Below are 22,688 nucleotides of genomic sequence, written 5' to 3' on the forward strand. Positions count from 1 at the left end.
ACCGTAAGTATAATAAAGGTTAAGTGTAAGCCATATATCGTTTAATTTTTCAATTTGTTGTGACGTGAATACAATTATTATGCTTGCTACTTCTTTTTGATCTGGAAGATCGTAGAATGGGGATACGCCTGGTAGGCATGAACTTAGCTTAACACTGTTTGTTTTTGCTGCGTATTTTAATGAATGATACGCACAACAAGATGGAAGCACACCATTTACCTGCTGAAGAAAAGGTTTTACTGACACATAACCTGCTAAATGAAGTTTATAAACGATTGACACTGGAAAGCAGACGCACACCTATGCATGAGTTTATTTCGACGATGCTGTCGCACCGAACAAACCATGCCGATGAAGAAAAAGCTTACCGTACTATGCTGGAGCGCTTCGGAGATTGGGAAGGTATAATGGTAGCACCCATAGAGGAACTAACTGATGCCATTATGACCACACGTTACCCAGAGCAAAAAGCGGTACAGATACAACAGGTGCTGCAAATTATAAAAGCGGAACGAGGCGAGATCAATATTGATTTTTTGAAAGAAATGCCCGTAGACGAAGCCATGGAGTGGCTAACCAAACTGCCAGGTGTAGGGTTGAAAACAGCCACGCTACTACTGCTTTTCAACTTTAAAAAGCCTGTGCTGCCTGTCGATACGCACGTATTCAGGGTAAGCCAACGTGTAGGTATAATTGGAGCAAGAGTAAACGCCAACAAAGCGCATCAAATTTTGCTCGCGATGCTGCCTAAAGACCCTGTGGAACTCTTCAACTTCCATAAGCATCTCTTTTGGCATGGGCAACGCATCTGTACCTGGTACACGCCTAAATGTGAAAAGTGTGTGCTTAATAGCTTCTGCAACTACTATCAGGATGTACGCGAAAAAGATATTGATAAGAAAGCTGCCTAAGAGGCACAGGTACAAGTGGTAGTAAAACCCATTAAGGTATACTTTGGAAAAGACGGTTCCATCTGATTTTGTCCAGGAAACTGTCAGCTACTGGGTCGATAGACATCCAGACAAATACTGCTTTTCCTACTAAATGATCTTCTGGCACGAAACCCCAGTAGCGTGAATCTGCAGAGTTATGACGATTGTCGCCCATCATAAAGTAATAGTTTTGCTTAAAAGTATAGCTGGCGGTTTCTCTGCCGTTTAGGTACAGCTTTCTGTCTATCACTTCAGCGTCCTCATTGCCTTCATATTCCAATATTACCTTTTCGTATAGTGGCAGCGTGTTTGGGTTAATGGTTACTGTTGCACCTTTGGCTGGGACATAGAGCGGGCCAAAGTTGTCTCTGTTCCATTTGTATTTACCTGGCTCCTGCGGAAATATTCTGAACTCTTCTTGCCCTGGTTGCAGCTTTTGAATTTTTACTTCTTGAACAAAAGTAAGTGTAGCAAGTGCTTCAGCTTTAGCAGGGGAGGTTTCTACTACATAACCACCCTGTACAGGGTAAACATCCGTAATGTCGCGATCATGAAAAAACTTGTTGTTTAGCACCTTGTCGGTTGCCATAAAATACTTGTGTTGCCGCTGCTCAGGGGTGTCGGCTGTCTTTCCGTTAATATAAACTTGCATATCCCTAATCTCAAATGTGTCGCCTGCTAGGCCTACACAGCGTTTAATGTAGTAGGTTTTTAGGTCAAGCGGATGCCCTTTTTCGGGAGGATAATTAAAAACAACTGGGTCATTGTGTTTTACTTTAGAGAAGCCAGGCAGTCGGAAAGACGGCAGCTGTATGGCATCGGAGTAGGAGCTGATATCGGTGCCCCAAATGGTTTGGTGCGTTAGCGAGAGCTGCAGAGGCGTGAGCGGTGTACGGGAACCATAGTGCAGCTTACTCACAAACAGGAAGTCGCCCACCTGCAGCGATTTTTCCATGGACGAGGTGGGTATAGCATATGCCTCAAAAGTTGCCCAACGGATAATGCTGGCAGCTACTAACGCAAACATCAAGGCATCTCCCCATTCGCGTAAGGCACTTTTAGGCTGCTTTGTCTCTTTTTTAGAGTTGTTTCTTTTCCAGAATTTGAGGTTCATATCCTGAGGTGTTAGGTTCTATATAGCCTTGTACTATATAAGAACTAACTAGCCTTGGAGAAATTGTATGTAACAGCAGAAAATTAACACAGCCCTTTCAATTAAGCTGCAAAAGCATATTACACAACAAACCCATCATTAGCTCCTCCTCAAAAAGCTGATGATGGGTTTGTTATAGGCAAACTAGAAATTACCTTTTAGCTTCTGGTTTACTGTTGCTTATTAGCAAAACCTTTCAAGATAGATCTTATTGTTTTGCCTGATTTTTTTAGATCGCTTGCTTTCCATTTGCCTTCGGCGTTGGCACTAGGTAGCAGCACAGAGCAAGTTTCATTTTTATCCGATACAGACCAGGTAACCCAGCTTACCGTGTTTTTCTCAGACCAATCTATCCACTTCTGCCACTCTTCCAGGTTAAGCGGCCCATCGCCTGTTGCTTCCATACCCGCAGATTCTGAGATAAAAATTGGAGTTCCTTTACTTAAAGCATAATCGCAACGGTCGCGCAATTCTTGTTTGTGCGTGGCTGCATAGTAGTGTACGGTATACATAATATTGTCAAATCCTTCTAGAGGAGCATCGGCAGCAAGGTGTATATCCTGGTCCCAGTGTGGCGTACCTACTAAAATAATATTATCTGGATCAATAGCTCTGATGGTAGAAATTACTTCTGCGGAGTAAGCTTTTACTTCGTCCCAGCTTTCATCGTCGGGCTCGTTAAAGATCTCATAAATTACATGTGGGTTCTTGCCATAGGTTTGAGCCATTTCAGCAAAGAACTCTTTGGCTTTTTTAAGGTTGATATTGTGGCTGTGCCAGTCGATGATGACATACATGTCGTTTTTAATAGCAGCATCCACAACCGCTTTAATTTTCTCCTTCGACCATTCTGGTTTTTCCAGATAGCCGTTTTGGGGTTCTATGCCCATGGCGGCACGTACTATACCTGCGTTCCAGTCTTTTTTAAGCCATTTAACTGAGCCTGCGTTATAAAACCTTGGCCAAAAGTTGTGCCAGCCGTAGCTCATGCCGCGCAACACAATCGGGTTGCCGTTTTTATCCTGCAACTGTATGCCGTCTACTTTCAGCTGGCCATGCTTCTTTACTGATTGTGCATTAACTGCAAAGCTGCCAAGTATAAGCATACAGGCAGTAAGGGTGGTTCTAAAATTCATTTTATAGATGTATAGTTTGAAAGCTGCTGTTACGGTTATTCCTTGTTTTGGTATGCTTCAATTGCTTCTAGAGCCTCCTCCTGGTCAGCACTGGATACGACTACTTTTACAGCGCCTCCTCCTCCTGGAGCCGCCTGCCAAGGAGCCACTGTGCCAATAAACTCATCTTTCAAAAAAGCATAAATGCCTTCGTTTTCCAGCAAGTTTCGGACAATATTCGCTTCCATAGGATTTCCTGCAAAAACGATAACGGGTCTGGTATCTTGGTTATTAGTCATTATCTATAGTTACTTATTAAGTGACAGGTGCTTCTTTTATTGAAAGAATTTTTTCATTATACGTTTACTAAATCTACCGAAGCTTCTGCCGTTTATTTTACTTGTGTTAAGTCTATTCCCGCTTGGGCAATTTTTAACTTTAATCTCTCGAATTCTTTTTTGTCAAGTTTTCCAAGTCTTCTATTTTTACGAAAATATTCGCCTGTTCCAAGATGAAGTTTTAAGTTTAAATTGTAATCATGAGCATGTGGTAATGATGGCTTTGGATCCTTATCGTCATTATGGATAATCCAAATACGTCCATTATCTCTGATCCTTGCTTTTTCTATATTATCTGATAGGATTGAATCGAAGAGAGTGCTATCAAATTCAAAGCTGCCAATAACCAAAGCAATTTTCCTATCTAAGATCGACTCCAGATCAATCGACTCCAAATTTTTGTTTGCAATTAGGTATCTATGAACATCATCACTATCAAAATGATGTCCTAGCAGAGAGGATAAAAACCATGAAGGGAATTCTTTTTTGTACTTTACCTGTAGGTGCTCTTTGACGTTATTAAACCTTTCTAGATACTTGATTACTTTTTCTTCTCTTTTAATCATATGGATGAAAAATAAATGAAGAAGTTTTTGACTGCTTTTCTATTTTAGCTTGGATTAGCAGGATCAGATTATCTTATTCCTGCTGTATAGTATTCGTTAAATATATCCCAACCTTACGCCATCTTCCTGCACCTCCAGCTTCGCTTCTCTGCCACATACCAAAGCCAAGTTCAGCGGCTCATGACCAACAGGGAAACCGTAGCAGACAGGGTAGTTATACTTGGCTACATGTTCTGCAATAATTTCGTAGGCATCTTTGGCAAAAGGGTCGGCATTATCAAGCATGTCGCTCATATCGCCAACTATAAGCCCTGCCAGGCTATTAAGTTTGCCACTGCGATCGAGGTGCACCATCATGCGGTCTACATGGTAGAGGTACTCGTTTAGGTCTTCCAGAAAGAGTATTTTTCCTGTTGTGTCTATATCAGATTTCGTGCCTATAATAGAGTCGAGCAGCGATAGGTTGCCGCCAATAATCTGGCCCTGGCCAGTGCCAGTGCGGTTGAAGGCATGTGAAGCAGCTGTATAGTTCAACTCTTCACCAAAAAGAACCTGACGTAGGCTTTCTATAGAGGGGGCAGCACCTTCTTTTGAGAACAGCAGCGGCATAATACCGTGTACCGACTCTATACCTAAATTATGCACGTGGCAGAGCAGCGCCGTTACATCGCTGAAGCCAACAATCCATTTAGGGTGCTGCCTAAACTTTGTAAAGTCAACCTGGTCTATGATGCGGGTGGTGCCGTAGCCGCCACGGCCGCAGACAATGGTTTTTATACTTGGATCATCGAGGGCCTGCTGCAGGTCTTGTATGCGAAGGGCATCGTCGCCAGCAAAAACGTGGTAAGCCGTGTCTATGGTTCTGCCTAGCACTACCTCTAAGCCCCAACTTTCAAAAACTTGAATGGCAAATTCTACTTCGGCTAAACTTATTTTTCGGGCGGTGGCAAGTATGGCAATTTTATCGCCAGGTTGTAAGGGTTTGATCATTGTTAAGCTTTGTTCGGCAATGGCCTAAGATAGGCTTTTTTAGCTAGAATATGAGAACATGCCAATAAGCTTGGGGAGCAATATTTCAATGTGGGAAAATAAGCTATGGTCTGAGTAGCTTACCTTTCGAGCAGCAGATTATATATGACACGGTCTAATCCTGACTCACTCAGACAAAATAAATAAGCCGAGGCTGCCTTTATGAGCAGCCTCGGCTTATGAACAACTGTTTAGTCTACCTGGTTAGTTTGAAACCTAGGCTTAGCAGTATCTGATTGCTGTTAATGTCGAAGCTACTCTGTCTGGTATCATTTGTAAGTTCTCTTTTAATGCGTTCGTAGCGCAAGTCAAGGGTAATTCGGGAGATGTCTAGGCCAACGCCTGCCTGCCAGCCCCAATCAGATTTGTTTAGGTAATCGTCTATGTCGTCGCCTTCTTGCTTGGCGCTAAGCATCATAGAGGCCACAGGACCTACCTGTACCCTAACCACATTCAAAAAGCTGACGCCAACCATAAGCGGAACATCCAAGCGATTGAAATCAAACTCCTCGGTACGCACGCTAGGTATACTACTGCTGTTGTCAGTGATCTCCACTTTGCCGCCAGATGACGTGACAACTGCTTCAGGTTGCAAAAAAATAGGGCCCAGGTTCAAACGGGTAAAGATACCTGCATGATAGCTTGTAATATTATCATCATCTGCATATTGCCAGGGGTCGTTCCGAACGTTATCTATAGACACATTGCTGGAACCGACTCCTACTTTTATACCAGCCTGAAATGCTTGAGAAAAAGCGGCTGTTGTAGTTATGAGCAGTACAACAACCAGTAAGGTTAAATTTTTCATAGTTTTAAAGTCTCAGTTTTAAATTAGTATAGTTGCATCATAACGAAAAAAACGCCGAAGCATGTATGCGTTAGAGGGTAAATTTACTGCCTGTTATACGCTGTAGTATTGCCCTTTACGTACGACAAGGGTGCGGCCTGCCTTATCTTCCTACACATCATCTGAAGAAAAGTTTTGTCGTCTCATTTTATTTGTCTGGTGTTCGTAAAGTTAATATACGGATTATAAGAATATATATTTACCTGCCCAATCCTCATGCATAATTCATAATTTTGAATTGAAATACTTCGAGTCATGCGCCTTACCAAAAAACCTGTGCTTTGTAATTACTACGTTACTTATCGGTGTAACGCAAAGTGCTCGTTTTGTGATATTTGGGAAAAGCCCTCGCCTTACATAACCTTGGAGGATGTAGAGCAGAACCTCCACGACTTGAAACGGCTAGGAGTGCAGGTAATAGACTTTACAGGCGGAGAACCACTGCTCCATAGGCAGATCGATAAATTTTTGCAGCTAGCCCACGATATGGGATTCATCACGACGCTTACCACAAATGGTATGCTATATCCGAAGTTGGCAGAGCGGCTAAAAGGTAAGATAGACATGCTGCACTTCTCCTTAGATTCGGCATCTAAAGAAGTGCATGACGCAGGTCGTGGCGTTGCCTGCTATGATTTCGTGATGGAGTCGATACAAGTGGCGAAGAGGCTGGGGGAGCGGCCTGATATATTATTTACCGTTTTCAAGCATAACTTGCAGGACCTGGAACAGGTGTACCAGGAAGTGGTGCTGCCGAACGAACTGATACTAATTATCAATCCTGCTTTTGAATACAATGCTGTGGAGGCAGGAGAGAGGCTAACAGAAGAGGAGCTAGATTACCTGACAGCTTTCGGCAAACGCAGGAGCGTATACTTAAACGAAGGCTTTATTCAATTACGCAGAGACGGTGGCAACCATACAGCTAAACCTGTATGTAAAGCAGCAAGCACTACGTTAGTAATTTCGCCCGAAAATGAATTGGTACTGCCTTGCTACCACTTGGGAGAAGAAAGGTTTCCGATAAACGGAAACCTGTACCAATTGTATACCTCTAAAGAAGTGGAGGCACAAAAGGCGCTGGAGGGTAAGTTACCAGCCTGCGAAGGCTGTACCATCAACTGTTACATGCAACCCAGTTTTGCGGTAGAGGTTAATAAATATTTCTGGAGTGCCCTACCCAGTACCATGAAGTACAACATCCAGAAAGGCACCTGGAAAAGGCTTTTGCCTTTTTAGAGATATAAGTATCCAGACACAGGACTCAAGATGAAAAAATAGTAGAGAGAAAGGGTGGGTGTGTTCAAGTGTCTACATTCGTAATTAATTATTCTTAATTTATAATTCAAAAAATGCCAGTTATACTTCCTGTTAAAGGTGTGAAGCCACGTATGGGCGAAGATTGTTTTATTGCCGAAAATGCTACGATGGTAGGCGATGTGTTATTAGGAGATGGGTGTTCTGTATGGTTTAATGCAGTAATTCGCGGCGATGTAAACAGCATCCGTATCGGGAACAAATCAAACATTCAGGATGGTGCAGTTATTCATTGCACCTATCAGAAAGCATCTACGACGATAGGCAATAATGTGTCGATAGGGCATAGGGCTATTGTGCACGGCTGTACAGTGGAGGACAATGTGCTGATAGGTATGGGCGCGATTGTGATGGACAATGCGGTGGTGCAGAAAAACTGTATTGTAGCGGCTGGTGCCATTGTGTTGGAAAATACCATCTGCGAGTCAGGGTTTATATATGCAGGTATACCAGCCAAGAAAGTAAAACAGCTAAGCGCAGAGCAGGTAGATGGTTTGGAAAAAGTTGCGAACAACTACGTGATGTACAGCGGCTGGTTCACGGGCAAAGAATAAGTCTTTTATTGCAGATGCTCTAGTACGAGTTGCTGTAGCTTAGCCAACTCCTCAGGAGGCAGTTCTTGCTGCAATGCCTCAAAAAACACCCGTTCTTCCTGGCGAATATGCTTTTCCAGTAGTTTGCCTACATAGTCTAAGCTCTCTGGAAGTGCAGTTTCAGACACCTGCGGCAGTTCCTTTATAAGCTGCTCCAGTTGGCGGTGCTGTGCTTCCAAATCTTTTGCCTGTTGTGCGAGCGCGGGCAAGGTATAAGCTAGCTTAAAGACCGTGTTTTCCTCCAGCAAAAAGTGTGGCTGCAAATGGTCTTCGTAAAACGTAAGCACATAGTCGCGTTTAGCTGGTGCGGTGGCAGGCATTCCTTTATAAGGTGGTGCATCTAACTGTAGGAGCCTGGCAGTAAGCAAACCTCCATGGTGCTGCCTTGATATAGGAATGATGCTTTCGTGGCGTTTCATGAGGGAGTTACTGTATTACTTCTCTAAATTCTTCCTTTACCTTAAACAGCACCAGTTCTACGCGTCGGTCTGCCTTCTCAAGCACTCGTACCTCGTACTCGTTAAAGTCTGCCACTTCGTTCAGGTTCTCTGGTATCTGTCCGTAAATCATGGTAATCAGACCTCCTACTGTTTCATAATCCTCGCCCTCAGGTAGGGCAAACGGTAAAAAATCATTGGCATCGGAGATGGGTGCCCCACCATTTACCTTATACTCGTAGTCGTTCACACGTTCTACAATCGGTGCTTCCTCATCATATTCATCCTGTATCTCGCCAACCAGCTCTTCTATAATGTCCTCAATGGTAACAATGCCCGATACGCCACCGAACTCGTCGGTAACCACGGCAATGTGCATGTGGCGGCGCTGGAACTGCTGCAGCAAACGGTTGATTTTCTTTGTTTCGGGAACGAAATAAGCTGGCCGCATAAGCTTTTCAATTACGATTGGTTCTCCTTTGCGGATAATCGTCAGAAGGTCCTTTACATAAAGCATCCCCACAATGTTATCAATCGTGTTATTGTACACAGGTAAGCGGGAGTAACCTTCATTATAGACCACCTCCATCAGCTCTTCTTCTGAGATATTAACGTCAATGGCGACCATGCGCGTACGTGGCACCAGTATCTGCTTCACCATGCGCTCGTTAAACTGAAACACATTCTCAATCAGCTCTTGCTGCGACTCTATAATGGCGCCACTTTCAGCACTTTGCTCAAACAGCAAGCGTAGTTCTTCTGCAGTATGTACCTCGGCACCATGCATTGGCCGAATACCCATGCCTTTAAGCACAAGATTTGCCAAACCGTTCAGCACCCAGATAAAAGGCATAAAGATGATGTAGATAACACGAAGCGGTAAGGCTACTGCCAAGGTGGTAGCTTCGGAACGCTGAATGGCAATCGATTTTGGAGCTAACTCGCCGAACACGATGTGGAGCACCGTAATAACGGCAAAGGAAACTGGAAGCGCAATCCTGTGGGCAAGTTCTTCGCCACCCTCAAAACCAAAAAGCTCCATGGTATTGACGACAATCTGCGCTACCACACTCTCTCCAATCCAACCCAGGCCTAGCGAAGCCAGTGTTATGCCTAGTTGTGTGGCAGAAAGGTAGGCGTCTAAGTGGGTAAGCATGTGCTGTGCCATCTTTGCCATTGAGCTGCCAGTTAGTGCTCTTAACTCTATTTGGGAGGCACGAACTTTAACAATGGCAAATTCGGCAGCCACGAAAAACCCGTTTAGTAAAACCAGGAAGATGGTTAATATGATGTTTAGGATCATAGTTTAATGGGGCTGTGTGCACATACTATAGCTAAATATAAGTAAAATATGTGTGTGTTGCATAGGAGAGTGCACGCCCTGTATTTTATGCAAAGTACGTATTCAGAAGATGAAAAGACAAAGAGAGATATTCAAATTTGAATATAAACACAAAAAGGCACCCTAAGGCACCTCTTTATACTTATGAAAAATCTGTAGAAATGAAGAAAGTAGATTCTATAACGTCATGTTTGCCATGCTGAAGAGCTCGTGTGCGTTATCTTCTGAAAGGCGAGCAAGAAATATCCGCTTTGCCTCTTCTTCAGAGATTACATTGTATGTATTTACAGCTGAGTCTTGAAATGGATTGCAGAAAGAGTAAATATACTCATTCTGGAAAGTTTTGTAAACCACATGGAAGTTATGCTTTTCATCGCGTACTAATTTGATTGCTCTAAAAACATAATCAAATTCTTTTCCGCATTCTGTTCTAAGGGTCTGGCTTGCGCTGTTGTGTAGAATTTCTTCCATGGGATGTAAAGTTGTTTTCGGATTTACTGCATCCTTATGACATTAAAAGTAGCTTGTAAAATTCCAACTATTTAATGTAATAAGGTAATTAATTGTAAACGTGCCTTTTTTAAGGGTGTATATGAGTTATACTTTAGCCGTTTCTGTAACTTTTAATAAAGGTAGTAATTTTTTTTGTAAATATTATATTAAAAATATAAAATATTTGAATATACCTGAAAATACCTACAATTAGGTATTAGTAATATGTAAATAATAACTGTTAGAATGTTATTTCTGCCATTGCAGCACGTAAAGCCACATTTTGAATTAGAAGAAAAACAGAAAAAACTGTAACAGACATTTTCTTATTCAAGGTAAAAGAAAAATTGATTGCCCTATGTAAATATGCTTAGGGTGAATATGTGAAAAACCGATGTGAGCTGTTGCTGATCTAGCTTATAAATCGCGCATCGGGTTTAGAGTATTTCTTTCGTGTAAAAATATTTACTTTTGTAATCTTATTTGTAGTAGTGCTGTTATAGATAAAGCCTTACTACTCCTATGGTGGCTTAAGGTAAAGCCGCTCTGGCATAAGGCATAATGTAAATAAACATGAATAAAAAAGTTTTTTGGCAGCCAATGGCAGTTCTGCTGGTAATGCTGCTTAGTATAGTAAGTGCACAGGGCCAAGTGCTAAAGCCTGCCACCTGGAGCTACGATGTATCTAAAAAGCAGGTAAAGGTAGGCGAGGAGGTAGAGCTGATCTTTAACGTACGCATAGACAAGGACTGGTATCTGTACTCTTCTGACTTTGACCCAGACTTGGGGCCGATGGTGACAGAATTTAAATTTGCCAAGCATCCTTCTTATGAACTGGTGGGTAAAGTAAAACCTATCAACCCAAAGAAAAAGTACGACGACCTGTGGGAGGGAGAATATACCTATTTTACAGGTACAGCGCAGTTTCGACAGAAGATAAAAGTGCTGCAGCCCAACCTGCAGGTAAAAGGCACTTACGAATACCAGGTGTGTACAGATGTAGACGGTCGTTGCATTCCTTTTGAGGATGACTTTGCTTTTACAAATGCGCAAGTAAAAGTAGATGCAGCAGCTCCAACTACTACTGAATCACAGGTTAAAGATAGTCCTGCAGGAAACACACAACAGCCGCAGGCAAAGCCGAGACAGGAAGAGGCAAACAATAGCACTGTTAGCACTGCGCAGGAATCAGCTTTGGCGCAAACACCGTCGCTTGTGCCGCAGGAAGATACAGCCACCGCTTCAGCAGTTCCAACTAATGTGGATAACACTGGAGTAAATAACGGTGGTGAGGCTGAAGCTGTTTTGACACCTTTTCCTGAAGTTGAAGATAATGCAGCAAGCATAGAATCTGGCAACCTTTGGACCTTTATGTTCTTTGCCTTTCTGTTTGGCTTGGGAGCCTTAATTACCCCCTGCGTATTCCCGATGATACCGATGACGGTGAGCTTCTTTACAGGCAGTAGCGCCAATCGTGGGCAAGCTGTCGGCAAAGCCTTATTATATGGCGTGTCAATTATAGTAATCTATACTTTAATAGGCACTATCGTAGCGCGTTTGTTCGGTGCCGATGGTGCTAATTTTATCAGTACACACTGGTTCCCGAACCTGCTGTTCTTTGCGGTGTTCATCATTTTTGCCATGTCGTTCTTTGGCTTGTTCGAGATAACATTGCCAAGTTCGTTTTTAACAAAAGTAGATGCGCAGGCTGACCGCGGGGGAATTCTGGGCGTTTTCTTTATGGCCTTTACGTTGGTGTTGGTGTCTTTCTCCTGCACAGGTCCTATTGTCGGAAGCATACTGGTGGCCTCGGCTGGAGGTGAAGTTGTTCGCCCTATTGTAGGTATGTTCGGCTTTTCGATGGCTTTTGCCATGCCTTTTACCTTGTTTGCAGTTTTTCCTTCCTGGCTTAGCAGTTTGCCTAAATCAGGAGGCTGGCTGAATTCTGTAAAGGTAGTGCTGGGTTTTGTTGAATTGGCGCTGGCCCTTAAATTTTTAAGCATAGCCGATCAGGTATACCATTGGGGTATCCTGGACCGCGACATTTACCTGGCCCTCTGGATTGTGATTTTCACGCTGATGGGCTTTTACCTGCTGGGTAAACTGAAGTTCTCGCACGACTCTGACCTACCTTATCTGAGTGTGCCGCGCCTTTTCCTGGCCATTGCTACTTTTTCATTTGTGGTTTACCTGATACCAGGTTTATTTGGAGCTCCGCTTAAAGCACTGGCTGGTTACCTGCCGCCACAAACTACCCACGATTTTGACTTGAACAGCATTATTCGCCAGAATGGCGGCGGTGGTGCCGTAACGAGTGCCGATAACCAACTGTGTGAGCAACCGAAATATGCAGACTTTCTGGAGCTGCCGCACGGCTTAAAAGGCTACTTTGATCTGGAGCAGGCCAAAAAATGCTCTGCGGAGCAAGGCAAACCCATTTTTATCGATTTCACAGGCCATGGCTGCGTAAACTGCCGCGAAATGGAAGCAAGGGTATGGTCTGATCCTGCGGTGCTGAAGCGCCTGCGCGAAGAGTATATTGTACTAGCTTTGTATGTAGATGATAAGACAGAGCTAGCTCAGAGCGAATGGTACACCAGCACCTACGATAACAAAGAGAAGAAGGCGCTCGGTAAAAAGTACGCTGATTACCAGATCACCAAGTTCAACGTAAATGCCCAGCCATATTATGTGCTGATGGATGCACAAGAGAACGTGCTGGTAAAGCCCATTGCCTATGACTTAAATGTAGAGAACTTTGTTAACTTTCTGGATGCTGGCGTAGCAGCTTATAAAGCTACACACGATAAAGCGTTGTAGGTCGTAAGCCTTCCATATTCAAAGCAGCCCTGGCACAAACGTTTGTGCCAGGGCTGCTTTACTTCGTACCTACTATATTGAAGTCTTAGTTACTGGCGCGAATCTCCAGATTCATGACTTTTTATAGTGTGGTCTCTGCGACTCCACGGGCTCGGAAAGAATAGTGAAGGCTGCTCCGCTTACTCTTCCTCCTGCTAAAAGAAGATACCGCAAGTTGGAAACTTGCGGTAGTGACATTACCTCAACAAAAAAGCCCTACCAGTACGGCAGGGCTTTTTATTTTCAGACATCAGAAAGTCTAATGCCTAATATTTAGCGTCTAAAAAGACTACTTTGCTTCGTTGTAGCGACGCGTTACTTCTTCCCAGTTTACTACGTTCCAGAAAGCGCTGATGTAATCAGGACGACGGTTCTGGTAGTTCAGGTAGTAAGCGTGCTCCCATACGTCTAAGCCAAGGATTGGCTGACCACCGCAACCTTCTGCAAACGGCATCAGCGTGCTGTCCTGGTTAGGAGTAGAGCAAACTTCCAGCTTGCCGTCTTTTACGCAAAGCCATGCCCAGCCTGAGCCGAAACGAGTAGCCGCAGCCGCGTTGAATTTCTCTTTAAACTGATCGAATGAACCGAAAGCAGAGTTAATTGCATCGGCTAACTCGCCAGATGGCTGACCGCCACCGTTTGGAGAAAGGATAGTCCAGAACAGGTTGTGGTTGTAGTAACCACCGCCGTTGTTGCGAACCGCCTTGTTGTCGGCTGGTATGCTGGTCAGGATTTCTTCGATTGATTTGCCTTCCAGGTCAGTACCCTGAATAGCGTTGTTCAGGTTTGTGGTATAAGCCTGATGGTGTTTTGTATGGTGGATTTCCATGGTGCGCGCATCAATGTGCGGCTCCAAAGCGTCGTAAGCGTAAGGTAGTTCCGGAAGTTCGAAAGCCATAGTTTTTATAGTTTATGTGTGAAAAATGTTTGTATATACAATTGTTATTAAATTGTACGTTTCCCTTCAAAGTTAGTTAATTTCTTTTACCTGCAAAAAACGAAGCCATCAGATCCCCACACTCCTGCGCCAGAATGCCGCTAACCATTTCTGTTTTAGGATGCAGCAGATTGCCTACGCGCCGATAGCCACGTTTCGGCTCCGAAGCACCGTATACCACCCGCTGTAGCTGCGCCCAATAACTGGCTCCTGCACACATCACGCAAGGTTCTAAGGTAACATAAAGGGTGCAGTCGTGCAGGTACTTATTGCCTAGGTATTCAGCAGCAGCCGTAAGAGCTAACATTTCAGCGTGGGCCGTTACGTCGTTCAGCTTCTCGGTTTGGTTATAGGCTTTAGCGATAATGCGGTTATTGGAAACTACTACAGCTCCGATCGGGATTTCGCCTTCCTCAAAAGCATAGGTGGCCTGGCGGTAAGCCTCCTGCATAAAATGATCGTCGCTGTAAATGGATAAAAAGCTTGTAGCCATAGGTGTTGTTTGGATAATGGATTTCTGGACAAAAGACAAAGGGCTTTATTAGTTTCTGTTTTAAGACTGATGCGCCTTATCTTTTGCCACACCCGAAGGTATAAAAAAAAGCCCCTCCAGAAAAGGAGAGGCTTGTAAAGTAAGCTGGCAACTTGCAGAATCGTTCTATTTTATTTTACTTTACTTACGCCATAACCTACAACCACTATATCACTTGCCACATATACTGGCTGTTTCGGGGCCTGAGCAGAAAGCTGGCCAGTTATACTTTCCAGGTCAGGTTTTGCGGATTCACTGATCTCTTTGTCCTCTCCTTTAATCAAAAAGTTAACCGTGAAAAGATATGTTGACGGAATAGCTTTGCCATTCTGAAGAGCTGGTTCCCAGGCAGGCATTTTGTTTAAAGTTGTAATTACAGCCTGTTCCAGTACCTGCCCAGGAGCCTGTACTGTTTTATAATTTCCAAGCTTTCCCTTTTCATCAACAGTCGCCTGAATGACAACATACCCTACAATTTTGTCTGCCTGAGCCTCTTTAGGATACCGCATGTTCCTGCCCATAAATTTAAGCATCTCTTTTTCACCACCAGGGAATTCTGGTGTTTTTATAGCTTGCTCTGAGGGAAAACCCTTTACAGTAATCTCTTGTAAATCGTTTGGCTCTTCAGCTAAAGAGTCGCAGGAGAATACGAAAAGGAGGCAGGCCAGCAGCGGCAAAGCAGCTATTTTTCTGGCGAAGGAGGTGTGGTGTTTCTGTGTCTGAATCATTTTCATACGTTTTAAAGTGAGAGATTTATTGAAGTAGTTACCTATGGCAAATTCCATTTTTAGACACACTTGTTTTGCCAGCAGGTGTGCGTAAGCTTGCCTGTCTGCTTGTCGGAGCACCTGGGCATCGGCTATAAACTCGTGGGTGCTAATTAGCGCTTTCTTGTAGAGTAGCAGGAGTGGGTTAAACCAGAATACAATTTGCAGTAGCTCCAGGAACAACATATCGAAGCTGTGACCTTGCCGCACGTGCACCGCCTCGTGTTGCAGCACCTGCTCCCGCTCTGCCTGGTTTAGTGGCTGGCTATTGTTCCAGAAAATGTAGTTCAGAAAAGAGAAAGTAGAAAACCTGCCATTTGTGTTGATCAAGCTAATGCCGTTCCAGCGTGTTATTTCAGTTTGGTGCTGGCGGATAAACTGGTAAAGGCCGTACAACTGGTGGAGGAACCTATAGATGAAGAAGCAGCAGCCGATAGCATAAACCATAAGTACTATGTTTGGCCAACTTATACCTCGGCTAATCTCTGCTGCATCTTCTGCCGAAGCATAAATCACAAATGGGGCAAGCTGAGATACTATAGGCTGAAAAGACGCTGCCGTTTGCTGCGGCAGTAACGGAAGCTGTAGCAAGGGAAGCAGAAAAGAAATAGCCACAGCTGCCAGCAAGTAAAAGCGGTTGTACTGGAAGGATGTCTCCTTTCTTAGTGCCACCAGGTATAAGAGGTAGAAGGCGGCCAGGCAAACGCCAGATTCCAGCAGGTACTGAGGTAGGTTGCTATTCATTTCCTTCTCTTTTAGGTTCTTGTTTTATATGCTGCAGTACTTCTTCCAATTCCTTCACATCCAGGTCGTCTTCGTGGGCAAAAAAAGAAACCATTCTTTTGAAGGAGCCTCCGAAGTAGCCATTCAGGAAGTTCTTCATAAAGAAGCGCTGGTACTCTTTCTTCTGCACCAGTGGGTAATACTCGTGTGTTTTACCATAAGCTTTGTAAGAAACAAAGCCCTTTTTCTCCAATGTTCTGATAATAGTGGAAACGGTATTATAAGCAGGTTTAGGTTCTGGGAACTGCTCCAGCACGTCTTTTACAAAGCCCTGCTTAATATCCCACAGTATCTGCATTAACTGCTCCTCAGCCTTGGTTAGTTCTTTCATGTTGTAGTAGTTGCGAAGCTTTAAATGAAGACATAACTATTTTTATAGTTATACAACTATTTACGTAGTTAAGTTGTCCTCTTTTTGAGAAGACACAAAAAAAAGCCCCTCCAGCAATGGAGAGGCTTTAGAAACTATAGGTACTATTTAATTTACATTTTAACAGAATCCATAATCTCGCGGGCAGTTGGTTGCCAGTCGTTCTTCATGGCAAAGGGCGCATGTAGCGTAAAAATCATCAGTTGATCGCCTTTAATGGTGTACTGAATGATGCTATACTTCTGCACAGGCTTCAGCATGCTGTTTTTCTCGCCAGCCAGCGATGACACAAACTCAAACACAATAAATGGTTGACCCTTGATCTTAGTTACCTCTTGGCGTATAAAATCAACTTTGGTGAATTTCTCCATGATAGAGGCTTTGTAAAACTCGCGTAACATATCCAGGTCGCCAGCGCCAAACATGGAGCGCTTCTGTGTAACGCTAAAGTCTATCTGACCACTTGGGGCAGTATAAACGGCTAAGGGCTTGGTGGTGGCAGGATAGGAGCGGGCTATCATGTCGTCCGTCATAGGCGTAAAGTCCTGTGGCAGCGACACACTAATCTCTTTGCTGATCTGGGTTTTCTTCAGTTTCGGCTGGGCAAAGGCTACACCCGCCAGTAAAATAATCGCTAAAAAAGCTAAATATCGCATGTTCATATGTTTCAGTAGGCAAAGCTAAAAATTCTTGGGGAAATGATGGTATTAGCTTACAACCGCAATTACTCTGCCAAAACCCTAAACGGAAAAAGATAGTGCCGTATTATGCAAAATATCTTCTGTTATGTTTACCTGTTATAATTGGGAAGCGTAAGAAAGCACAAAACAAAAGATAAAACGATGCTTGAAAATATCATAAATAATGTAAAAGGGCAGCTTACAGGTGAGCTGCAGAATAAGTTTAACTTACAGCCAGACACAGCCAACAAATCTGTTGACCTGGCAAAAGACAACCTGGCGAATGGCTTGAAAAATCAGGCAAGCAGCGGTGACTTCGGCGGTATCATGGATATTCTGAAAGGAAACAAGGGTGCTACTGAACATGCAGGAGTTAACAGCATCATCGGCAATTATGTACATGACTTAACCACAAAGTTAGGTGTGCCTGAATCTGTGGCGAAGCAGGTGGGGCCATATGTTATCACGTTTCTGATGCAAAAGCTTACTGGTAAAGTAAACTCCGAAGGCATGGGGCAGTCTGACATAATGGGAATGCTTGGCGGCGGATTAGGCGGAGGCCTAAAAGACAAACTGCCGAAAGGCCTTGGCGATAAACTGGGCGGTTTGTTTTAATAAGTGTAAAGAGACACAGGTAGCATGACGCACGACTTTGATTTGAAGTAATATACTGAAAGACCCGAGTCGGCAATATATGTACTTTAACCACTGCCGTTGTTGTGCGTTTTCACCAACAACCGCTAGTGGCTATGAGTGCCGAGACTGCCTTTAGTAGAACTTGCAATATAAAAGAGGTTCCTGTTGGCTTCTGCTGCAGATTTAGTTGTTAGTGAAAGCACACAACAACGACGATAGATCAAGCTCTGCCAGACCATAATCTTAAAAAGAAGCCCCTGCTATTGGCAGGGGCTCTTATTTTGGAGTGCCAACTGTAGCATCTCCTCACAAACAACTATACTGTATTTTAAGAACTCGCGGTCATCGACTTGGTATTATCGGTTGGGTTTCGGTCTATCAGGATGTTGTAAGGGTCTACGCCCGCCTTGCTAGGCTCTTCTGTAACGATAAACTCAAACTTGTTCTGGCCTTCCTTCAGCTTATGCTTCTTCAGGTACAGCGGCTTGTCCTGCCACTTTCCTTCTACTTTCTTGCGGGCCATCACACCTACGTCTATCCAATCATTAAGCGGAGCCACTGATTCGTTGCCGAGGCTATCTGCGTACATCTTCTTGGCATCTACTGTGAAAGTAACTTTATACTTGCCATCAGGCTGCTTTTTGTAAGAGGCATCGGCTACCTTGTTTTCGTACAGGGTGATGTTCTCGAACATATCAGTTACCAGGTACTGTAGCGAATCTGGTGTGGCCTCCCTGATGTACTGCATAAACTCTATAGAATTGGTATATGGCGCTTTCTGAAAAGCAACTTTGTTGATGTACTTTTTCAGCGTCGCATTTAAATTGTCTTCACCAATATAGTTTGCAAGTGCATACATCACCATGCTGCCTTTGCGGTAGTGGATGTAGCCTTGGTTCTCTACTTTATACAGCGGCATTTCTTTTTTGCGCTCAGCGGTTCTGCCTGTCAGGTACGAGTTCAGTTCATACTTCAGGAACTTATTCATTTTTTCTTCGCCGTACTCTTTCTTCATCACCATCAGCGCGCTATACTGGCTCATGGTTTCCGACATCAGCACTGAGCCTTGCACATCACCGCCAATTACCTGGTGTGCCCACCACTGGTGCGCTACCTCGTGAGCCGTTACATAAAACGGATAATCCACGTCCTCAGGGTCGTTTTCATCCACATCAGCAATAAAACCAATGGCCTCTGAGTATGGAATAGTGTTCGGGAAAGATTGTGCGAAGCTCTGGTAGCCAGGGAACTCCAAGATGCGTACCTGACGGTGCTGATAAGGGCTGAAATTCGTCGTGAAATAGTCCAGCGACTTTTTCACACTCTTGATCATGCGGTCCAAGTTATACTCGTGGCCTTTGTGGTAGTAAACCTCTATGGCTACCTCCTTACCGTCTTTGCCTGTCCACGTATCTTTCTTCACCTGGTAATCAGCCGAAAGGAAAGAGTAGAAGTTAAGGATAGGCGCATCCATTTTATAGTGGAAATAGCGGCGGTCACCTTCTGTCCATTCCTTCTGCAGGTAACCTGGCGCAATGGCAATCTGGTCTTTGGATGTACTTACAGTTGCTTCAAAATTTATCCAGTCGGCGCTGTTGCTGATGTAGGTGTTCTGACGGGCGTTCATGTCGTTGACATCGGCCATACGCTCCTTCGGCTCCAGCCCCTGCTCTTTGCGGGTATCATCATCGCTTAGTTCGCCAGCAGACTGATACCCGATAGCAGGCAAATATTGGCTGTTGATGAACGTGCCGTTATATACAATGCCCGTGTTGGAGCCCCTGTTGCGAAAGCCTTTGGTGGCGTAGTTTAGGTCCAGGTTCAGCTGCACCGAATCACCTGGCTGCAGCGGCTGCGCCATTTTATAGATATAGTAGCCGTATTCTTTATCGGTTAGAACCAGCTCGGCAGGCTTACTGAGCTCCATCTTCCGAATCTCCGCTTCGTCCGAAATCATCAGGTGCACCGAGTCGATAGGAGTGTTATGCTTGTTCTTTACCCAGTAATATCCTTTGAAGGCAAAAACACGCTCCTGCGGATAAATATCTACATCCAGCTTTACATCTGTAATGCGTGGCTGCGGTATGCCATCGTACTTTTTATACTTCTTTTCATAATCCGCTGACATCTTCTCCCGCTCATCGGAGGTTTTATACTCATTCAGGATATTGGTATTATAGAAGATGAAGCTGCCTGTAACCAAAACAACAACTAAACCCGCCGCCGTTACAAACAAAGTAGATTTGGTAAGCTGAAGCCCTGCCAGCTTAAAGCGCCACTTCAACATGGTTTCTGAGCCACGAGCCCAAAGCATGTTAGACAGTATAGCCAGCAGCAAAGCAAAAGCACCCCAGTAAATCTTAAAAATAGTGAAAGGCCATACAAAATGCCCGTAGCCGTTCATGGCTGAATACGTAATGCCTGGGTCAGAATTGAAAGAGTAGAGGTTGTGTTCCCAGCCCATTTGGCCTTTAAAGATGTTGAAAAGGTAGTACACCACCATCACGAAATGGCCCATGTACTTGTTGTTCACAATAACCTGCACCAGCATCGCCAGCACGCAAAGCAGCAGGTAATCTATCAGCTGAATTCCGAACAGCCCCACAAAGTATACATCCAGCTCAAACTTAAAATAGCCTTTAAAAGACTGAATAATAATGCCGCAGAGCATGATCACGAACAGCAGCACCACCTGTATCAGCATCAGTGCCGTTAGTTTCGAGGCAAAAGGTACCCAATTGGGAATCGGAAGTGCATCGTAAATCTGGTTCATGCGTGTATCGCGCTCGCGCCACACCAGCTCCCCAGCATAAAACGTGATGATGATCAGGAAAAACAGCGCAAAAGTGCCGCTTAGTAACTGAACAACCTCTGAAGTTACAGGAAACGTAGTGGTGCCATACATTTTACCTACCTGCGAGCCAGAAGCGAACAGAAAAACAACACCTGCTATGGTTATGGCGATAAAATATACGCTCTTCACAACGCCTTTAAATTCCAGCTTCGAGAGTTTAAAATATTGGCTCAGGCTCAGGCTGAAGGAGAAGTTCTGACTAACCTTTGGCAGTTGCAGGCGCGCGGTAGGTACAAAGGCTCCAGCTGCCTCGGCACTGCTGCGTTTGCGGAACAATTTTACACCCTCGTTAGCAAACGAGAAGCTGAAACGGAAGTAGCAGAAAGCCAGCAGCGCCAGTCCCACACCAGTCCAGAGGGCACGGTTCAGGATTATGTGCTCGCTGAATGGCAGCATGAGCGTATTACGTTCGGCGGTAGTCCAGTAGCGTTGGGTGTAGTAAATGGCCGAAGCGCCCATCGGGTCGACAAGGTTGGCCACCATTTCATTATCCAAATCGCCAGTAAGGCTGCTGGAAACACCGTAGAGCACCAGGAACAGCACACCGCCCACGTAAATAGAAAGGGCGCTGCGGGTAAGCGTGGCAAAGGTGAAGAAAATGGCTCCCGTCAGAATCAGGTTTGGAATAACGATGGTCAGGTAAGGCTGCAGGTACCACATTAAGTTGAACGGTCCTATTTTATCGGCCTCCACCCAAGGCATAACGGTGGCCAGCATAGCACCCGCCGCTGCTCCCAGAAACACCAGAAACGTGATGAGGAAAGAACCCAGAAAGCGCCCGAAAAGATAGCCAGACTTGCTTATTGGACTTGTATAGTACAGCGAGTGTGTCTTGTGCTCAAAATCGCGGAAAATAGGCGTGCCCATCATGGCTGAGGTAATCAGCACACCAAACCAGCTAAGCAGGGTTATAATCCAGTTGATCTGGTAAGGCGAATTAGCAAACACTTTACCGCCGCTGGCATCGCCCAAAATAATGCTTCCGCCAAATGCACCGCCCAACGCCAGCATCAGCAGGAAGGACATCAGGAGCATCAGCCCCAGGTATATATAACTAGCTGGCCGCTTTAAACGGTAACGCAGCTCAAATAAAAATATCTCTGTAAACATCTTTTCAGTGAATTATGAATTAGAAATTAAAGATTAGAAATGTAAGCTGTACTGAATTTCTAATTCATAATTAAATTAGCTGGCTCTGCTTGCTCACGACGTACGGCTTCGTGTATTTTGCTGAAGTATACATCTTCTAAATCTGGAGTGATAGGCTCGAAATCTATACTTGGCTGCACCTCGCTGAGCACGTGAATGATGGTTTTGCCAGCGTAGAGGCGCGAAGAGATAACCTCGTACTGCAGTTGGTGCTCCACCAGTTCTGTTTTATGGATGAATTTGCGCCAGATGCGGCCATGCAGGCTATCGATTACTTTCAGTGGATCGCCAGTCAGCAGCACTTCTCCTTTGTTGATGATGGCAAAGCTGCGGCAGAGGTCTGTCACGTCTTCCACAATGTGTGTGGAAAGTATAACAATTACATTCTCGCCGATTTCGCTTAGTAAATTATGGAAACGGTTCCGTTCGGCAGGGTCCAGGCCAGCGGTTGGCTCATCCACAATAATAATCTGGGGGTTGCCTAGCAGCGCCTGTGCAATGCCAAAACGCTGCTTCATACCACCTGAGTAACCGCCCAGGTTCTTTTTGCGCACGTCGTACAGGTTGGTTTGCTGCAGCAGGGCCCTCACAATCTCTTTGCGCTCTTTGGAGTTGCTGATGCCCTTGAGCACCGCAAAATGGTCGAGCATCTCTTCTGCCGAAACTTTCGGATATACCCCAAACTCCTGTGGCAGGTAACCCAGCACCTTGCGCATCTCCTCTTTCTGACGCAGCACATCCAGATCGCCCAACATAATGCTGCCCGTATCGGCTTCCTGCAAGGTAGCAATGGTACGCATCAGAGAGGACTTTCCTGCGCCATTCGGGCCTAATAAACCAAACATACCTTTCGGAATGGTCAGGTTAATGTCTTTTAGGGCTTTGGTGCCGTTAGGGTAGGTTTTGGAGAGGTTTTGTATGACAAGTTCCATGGGCAAAGAGGGTGAAAAGTTAGAATTA

General features: G+C 44.6%; 21 protein-coding genes. 5 read left to right on the plus strand and 16 right to left on the minus strand.

What is annotated here, in order from left to right; all coding sequences use genetic code 11:
* Window positions 1-179 precede the first annotated feature (179 nt).
* Window positions 180-911, plus strand: coding sequence for an endonuclease III domain-containing protein (locus LN893_RS07520; protein ID WP_229969191.1), 732 nt, complete (start codon window positions 180-182; stop codon window positions 909-911).
* A 31-nt stretch (window positions 912-942) separates the two neighbouring features.
* Here the strand turns inward: LN893_RS07520 and lepB are convergent, their stop codons facing one another.
* The 6 genes from lepB to LN893_RS07550 form a co-directional block, all read right to left on the minus strand.
* A complete protein-coding gene (gene lepB / locus LN893_RS07525; RefSeq protein WP_229969192.1) occupies window positions 943-2,046 on the minus strand; it encodes a signal peptidase I in 1,104 nt (367 codons plus the stop codon).
* A 209-nt stretch (window positions 2,047-2,255) separates the two neighbouring features.
* On the minus strand, window positions 2,256-3,221 hold the full coding sequence (locus LN893_RS07530; RefSeq protein ID WP_229969193.1) for a glycoside hydrolase family 5 protein: 966 nt from the start codon (window positions 3,219-3,221) through the stop codon (window positions 2,256-2,258).
* Between the two features lie 35 nt (window positions 3,222-3,256).
* Window positions 3,257-3,499, minus strand: a complete 243-nt coding sequence (locus tag LN893_RS07535; RefSeq protein ID WP_229969194.1) for a putative signal transducing protein — start codon at window positions 3,497-3,499, stop codon at window positions 3,257-3,259.
* Window positions 3,500-3,591: 92 nt separating this feature from the next.
* Window positions 3,592-4,104, minus strand: a complete 513-nt coding sequence (locus LN893_RS07540; RefSeq protein ID WP_229969195.1) for a hypothetical protein — start codon at window positions 4,102-4,104, stop codon at window positions 3,592-3,594.
* A 96-nt stretch (window positions 4,105-4,200) separates the two neighbouring features.
* Complete coding sequence (locus LN893_RS07545; RefSeq protein ID WP_229969196.1) at window positions 4,201-5,094, minus strand: S66 peptidase family protein; 894 nt, start codon at window positions 5,092-5,094, stop codon at window positions 4,201-4,203.
* A gap of 235 nt (window positions 5,095-5,329) precedes the next feature.
* Window positions 5,330-5,941, minus strand: coding sequence for a porin family protein (locus tag LN893_RS07550; RefSeq protein WP_229969197.1), 612 nt, complete (start codon window positions 5,939-5,941; stop codon window positions 5,330-5,332).
* Window positions 5,942-6,235: 294 nt separating this feature from the next.
* Here LN893_RS07550 and LN893_RS07555 point away from each other — a divergent pair, with 294 nt between their 5' ends.
* Both LN893_RS07555 and LN893_RS07560 read left to right on the plus strand, forming a co-directional pair.
* Entirely contained in the window at window positions 6,236-7,219 is a 984-nt protein-coding gene (locus LN893_RS07555) for a radical SAM protein (RefSeq protein ID WP_229969198.1), read from the plus strand.
* A 113-nt stretch (window positions 7,220-7,332) separates the two neighbouring features.
* Window positions 7,333-7,851, plus strand: coding sequence for a gamma carbonic anhydrase family protein (locus LN893_RS07560; protein ID WP_229969199.1), 519 nt, complete (start codon window positions 7,333-7,335; stop codon window positions 7,849-7,851).
* A gap of 5 nt (window positions 7,852-7,856) precedes the next feature.
* Here LN893_RS07560 and LN893_RS07565 read toward each other — a convergent pair whose 3' ends face one another.
* The 3 genes from LN893_RS07565 to LN893_RS07575 form a co-directional block, all read right to left on the minus strand.
* On the minus strand, window positions 7,857-8,309 hold the full coding sequence (locus tag LN893_RS07565) for a hemerythrin domain-containing protein (protein WP_229969200.1): 453 nt from the start codon (window positions 8,307-8,309) through the stop codon (window positions 7,857-7,859).
* A gap of 7 nt (window positions 8,310-8,316) precedes the next feature.
* A complete protein-coding gene (locus LN893_RS07570) occupies window positions 8,317-9,630 on the minus strand; it encodes a hemolysin family protein (protein ID WP_229969201.1) in 1,314 nt (437 codons plus the stop codon).
* Window positions 9,631-9,846: 216 nt separating this feature from the next.
* Window positions 9,847-10,140, minus strand: a complete 294-nt coding sequence (locus LN893_RS07575) for a hypothetical protein (protein ID WP_229969202.1) — start codon at window positions 10,138-10,140, stop codon at window positions 9,847-9,849.
* Between the two features lie 594 nt (window positions 10,141-10,734).
* Between LN893_RS07575 and LN893_RS07580 the strand changes: the two genes are divergently transcribed.
* Window positions 10,735-12,981, plus strand: a complete 2,247-nt coding sequence (locus tag LN893_RS07580) for a protein-disulfide reductase DsbD family protein (protein ID WP_229969203.1) — start codon at window positions 10,735-10,737, stop codon at window positions 12,979-12,981.
* 328 nt (window positions 12,982-13,309) lie between these two features.
* On the opposite strand, the gene LN893_RS07585 is transcribed toward LN893_RS07580, so the two are convergent.
* From LN893_RS07585 to LN893_RS07605, 5 genes are all read right to left on the minus strand, one after another.
* Window positions 13,310-13,918: a superoxide dismutase gene (locus LN893_RS07585; protein ID WP_229969204.1), complete on the minus strand. Its 609-nt coding sequence runs from the start codon at window positions 13,916-13,918 to the stop codon at window positions 13,310-13,312.
* 76 nt (window positions 13,919-13,994) lie between these two features.
* Window positions 13,995-14,450, minus strand: coding sequence for a nucleoside deaminase (locus tag LN893_RS07590; protein ID WP_229969205.1), 456 nt, complete (start codon window positions 14,448-14,450; stop codon window positions 13,995-13,997).
* Window positions 14,451-14,620: 170 nt separating this feature from the next.
* The gene (locus LN893_RS07595) at window positions 14,621-16,000 is read right to left on the minus strand and encodes a M56 family metallopeptidase (protein WP_229969206.1); all 1,380 of its coding nucleotides are present in this window, start codon (window positions 15,998-16,000) and stop codon (window positions 14,621-14,623) included.
* Window positions 15,993-16,370 (minus strand): BlaI/MecI/CopY family transcriptional regulator, encoded by a 378-nt coding sequence (locus LN893_RS07600; protein WP_229969207.1) that lies wholly within the window; start codon window positions 16,368-16,370, stop codon window positions 15,993-15,995. The genes LN893_RS07595 and LN893_RS07600 overlap by 8 nt, the downstream gene beginning before the upstream one ends.
* Before the next feature lie 152 nt (window positions 16,371-16,522).
* Entirely contained in the window at window positions 16,523-17,065 is a 543-nt protein-coding gene (locus LN893_RS07605) for a hypothetical protein (protein ID WP_229969208.1), read from the minus strand.
* Window positions 17,066-17,251: 186 nt separating this feature from the next.
* Between LN893_RS07605 and LN893_RS07610 the strand changes: the two genes are divergently transcribed.
* Complete coding sequence (locus tag LN893_RS07610; protein WP_229969209.1) at window positions 17,252-17,704, plus strand: hypothetical protein; 453 nt, start codon at window positions 17,252-17,254, stop codon at window positions 17,702-17,704.
* Between the two features lie 349 nt (window positions 17,705-18,053).
* On the opposite strand, the gene LN893_RS07615 is transcribed toward LN893_RS07610, so the two are convergent.
* The gene (locus LN893_RS07615; RefSeq protein ID WP_229969210.1) at window positions 18,054-21,689 is read right to left on the minus strand and encodes an ABC transporter permease/M1 family aminopeptidase; all 3,636 of its coding nucleotides are present in this window, start codon (window positions 21,687-21,689) and stop codon (window positions 18,054-18,056) included.
* A gap of 59 nt (window positions 21,690-21,748) precedes the next feature.
* Complete coding sequence (locus LN893_RS07620; protein ID WP_229969211.1) at window positions 21,749-22,660, minus strand: ABC transporter ATP-binding protein; 912 nt, start codon at window positions 22,658-22,660, stop codon at window positions 21,749-21,751.
* Window positions 22,661-22,688 lie beyond the last annotated feature (28 nt).

Source organism: Pontibacter harenae (assembly GCF_020907245.1).
GTDB lineage: Bacteria > Bacteroidota > Bacteroidia > Cytophagales > Hymenobacteraceae > Pontibacter > Pontibacter harenae.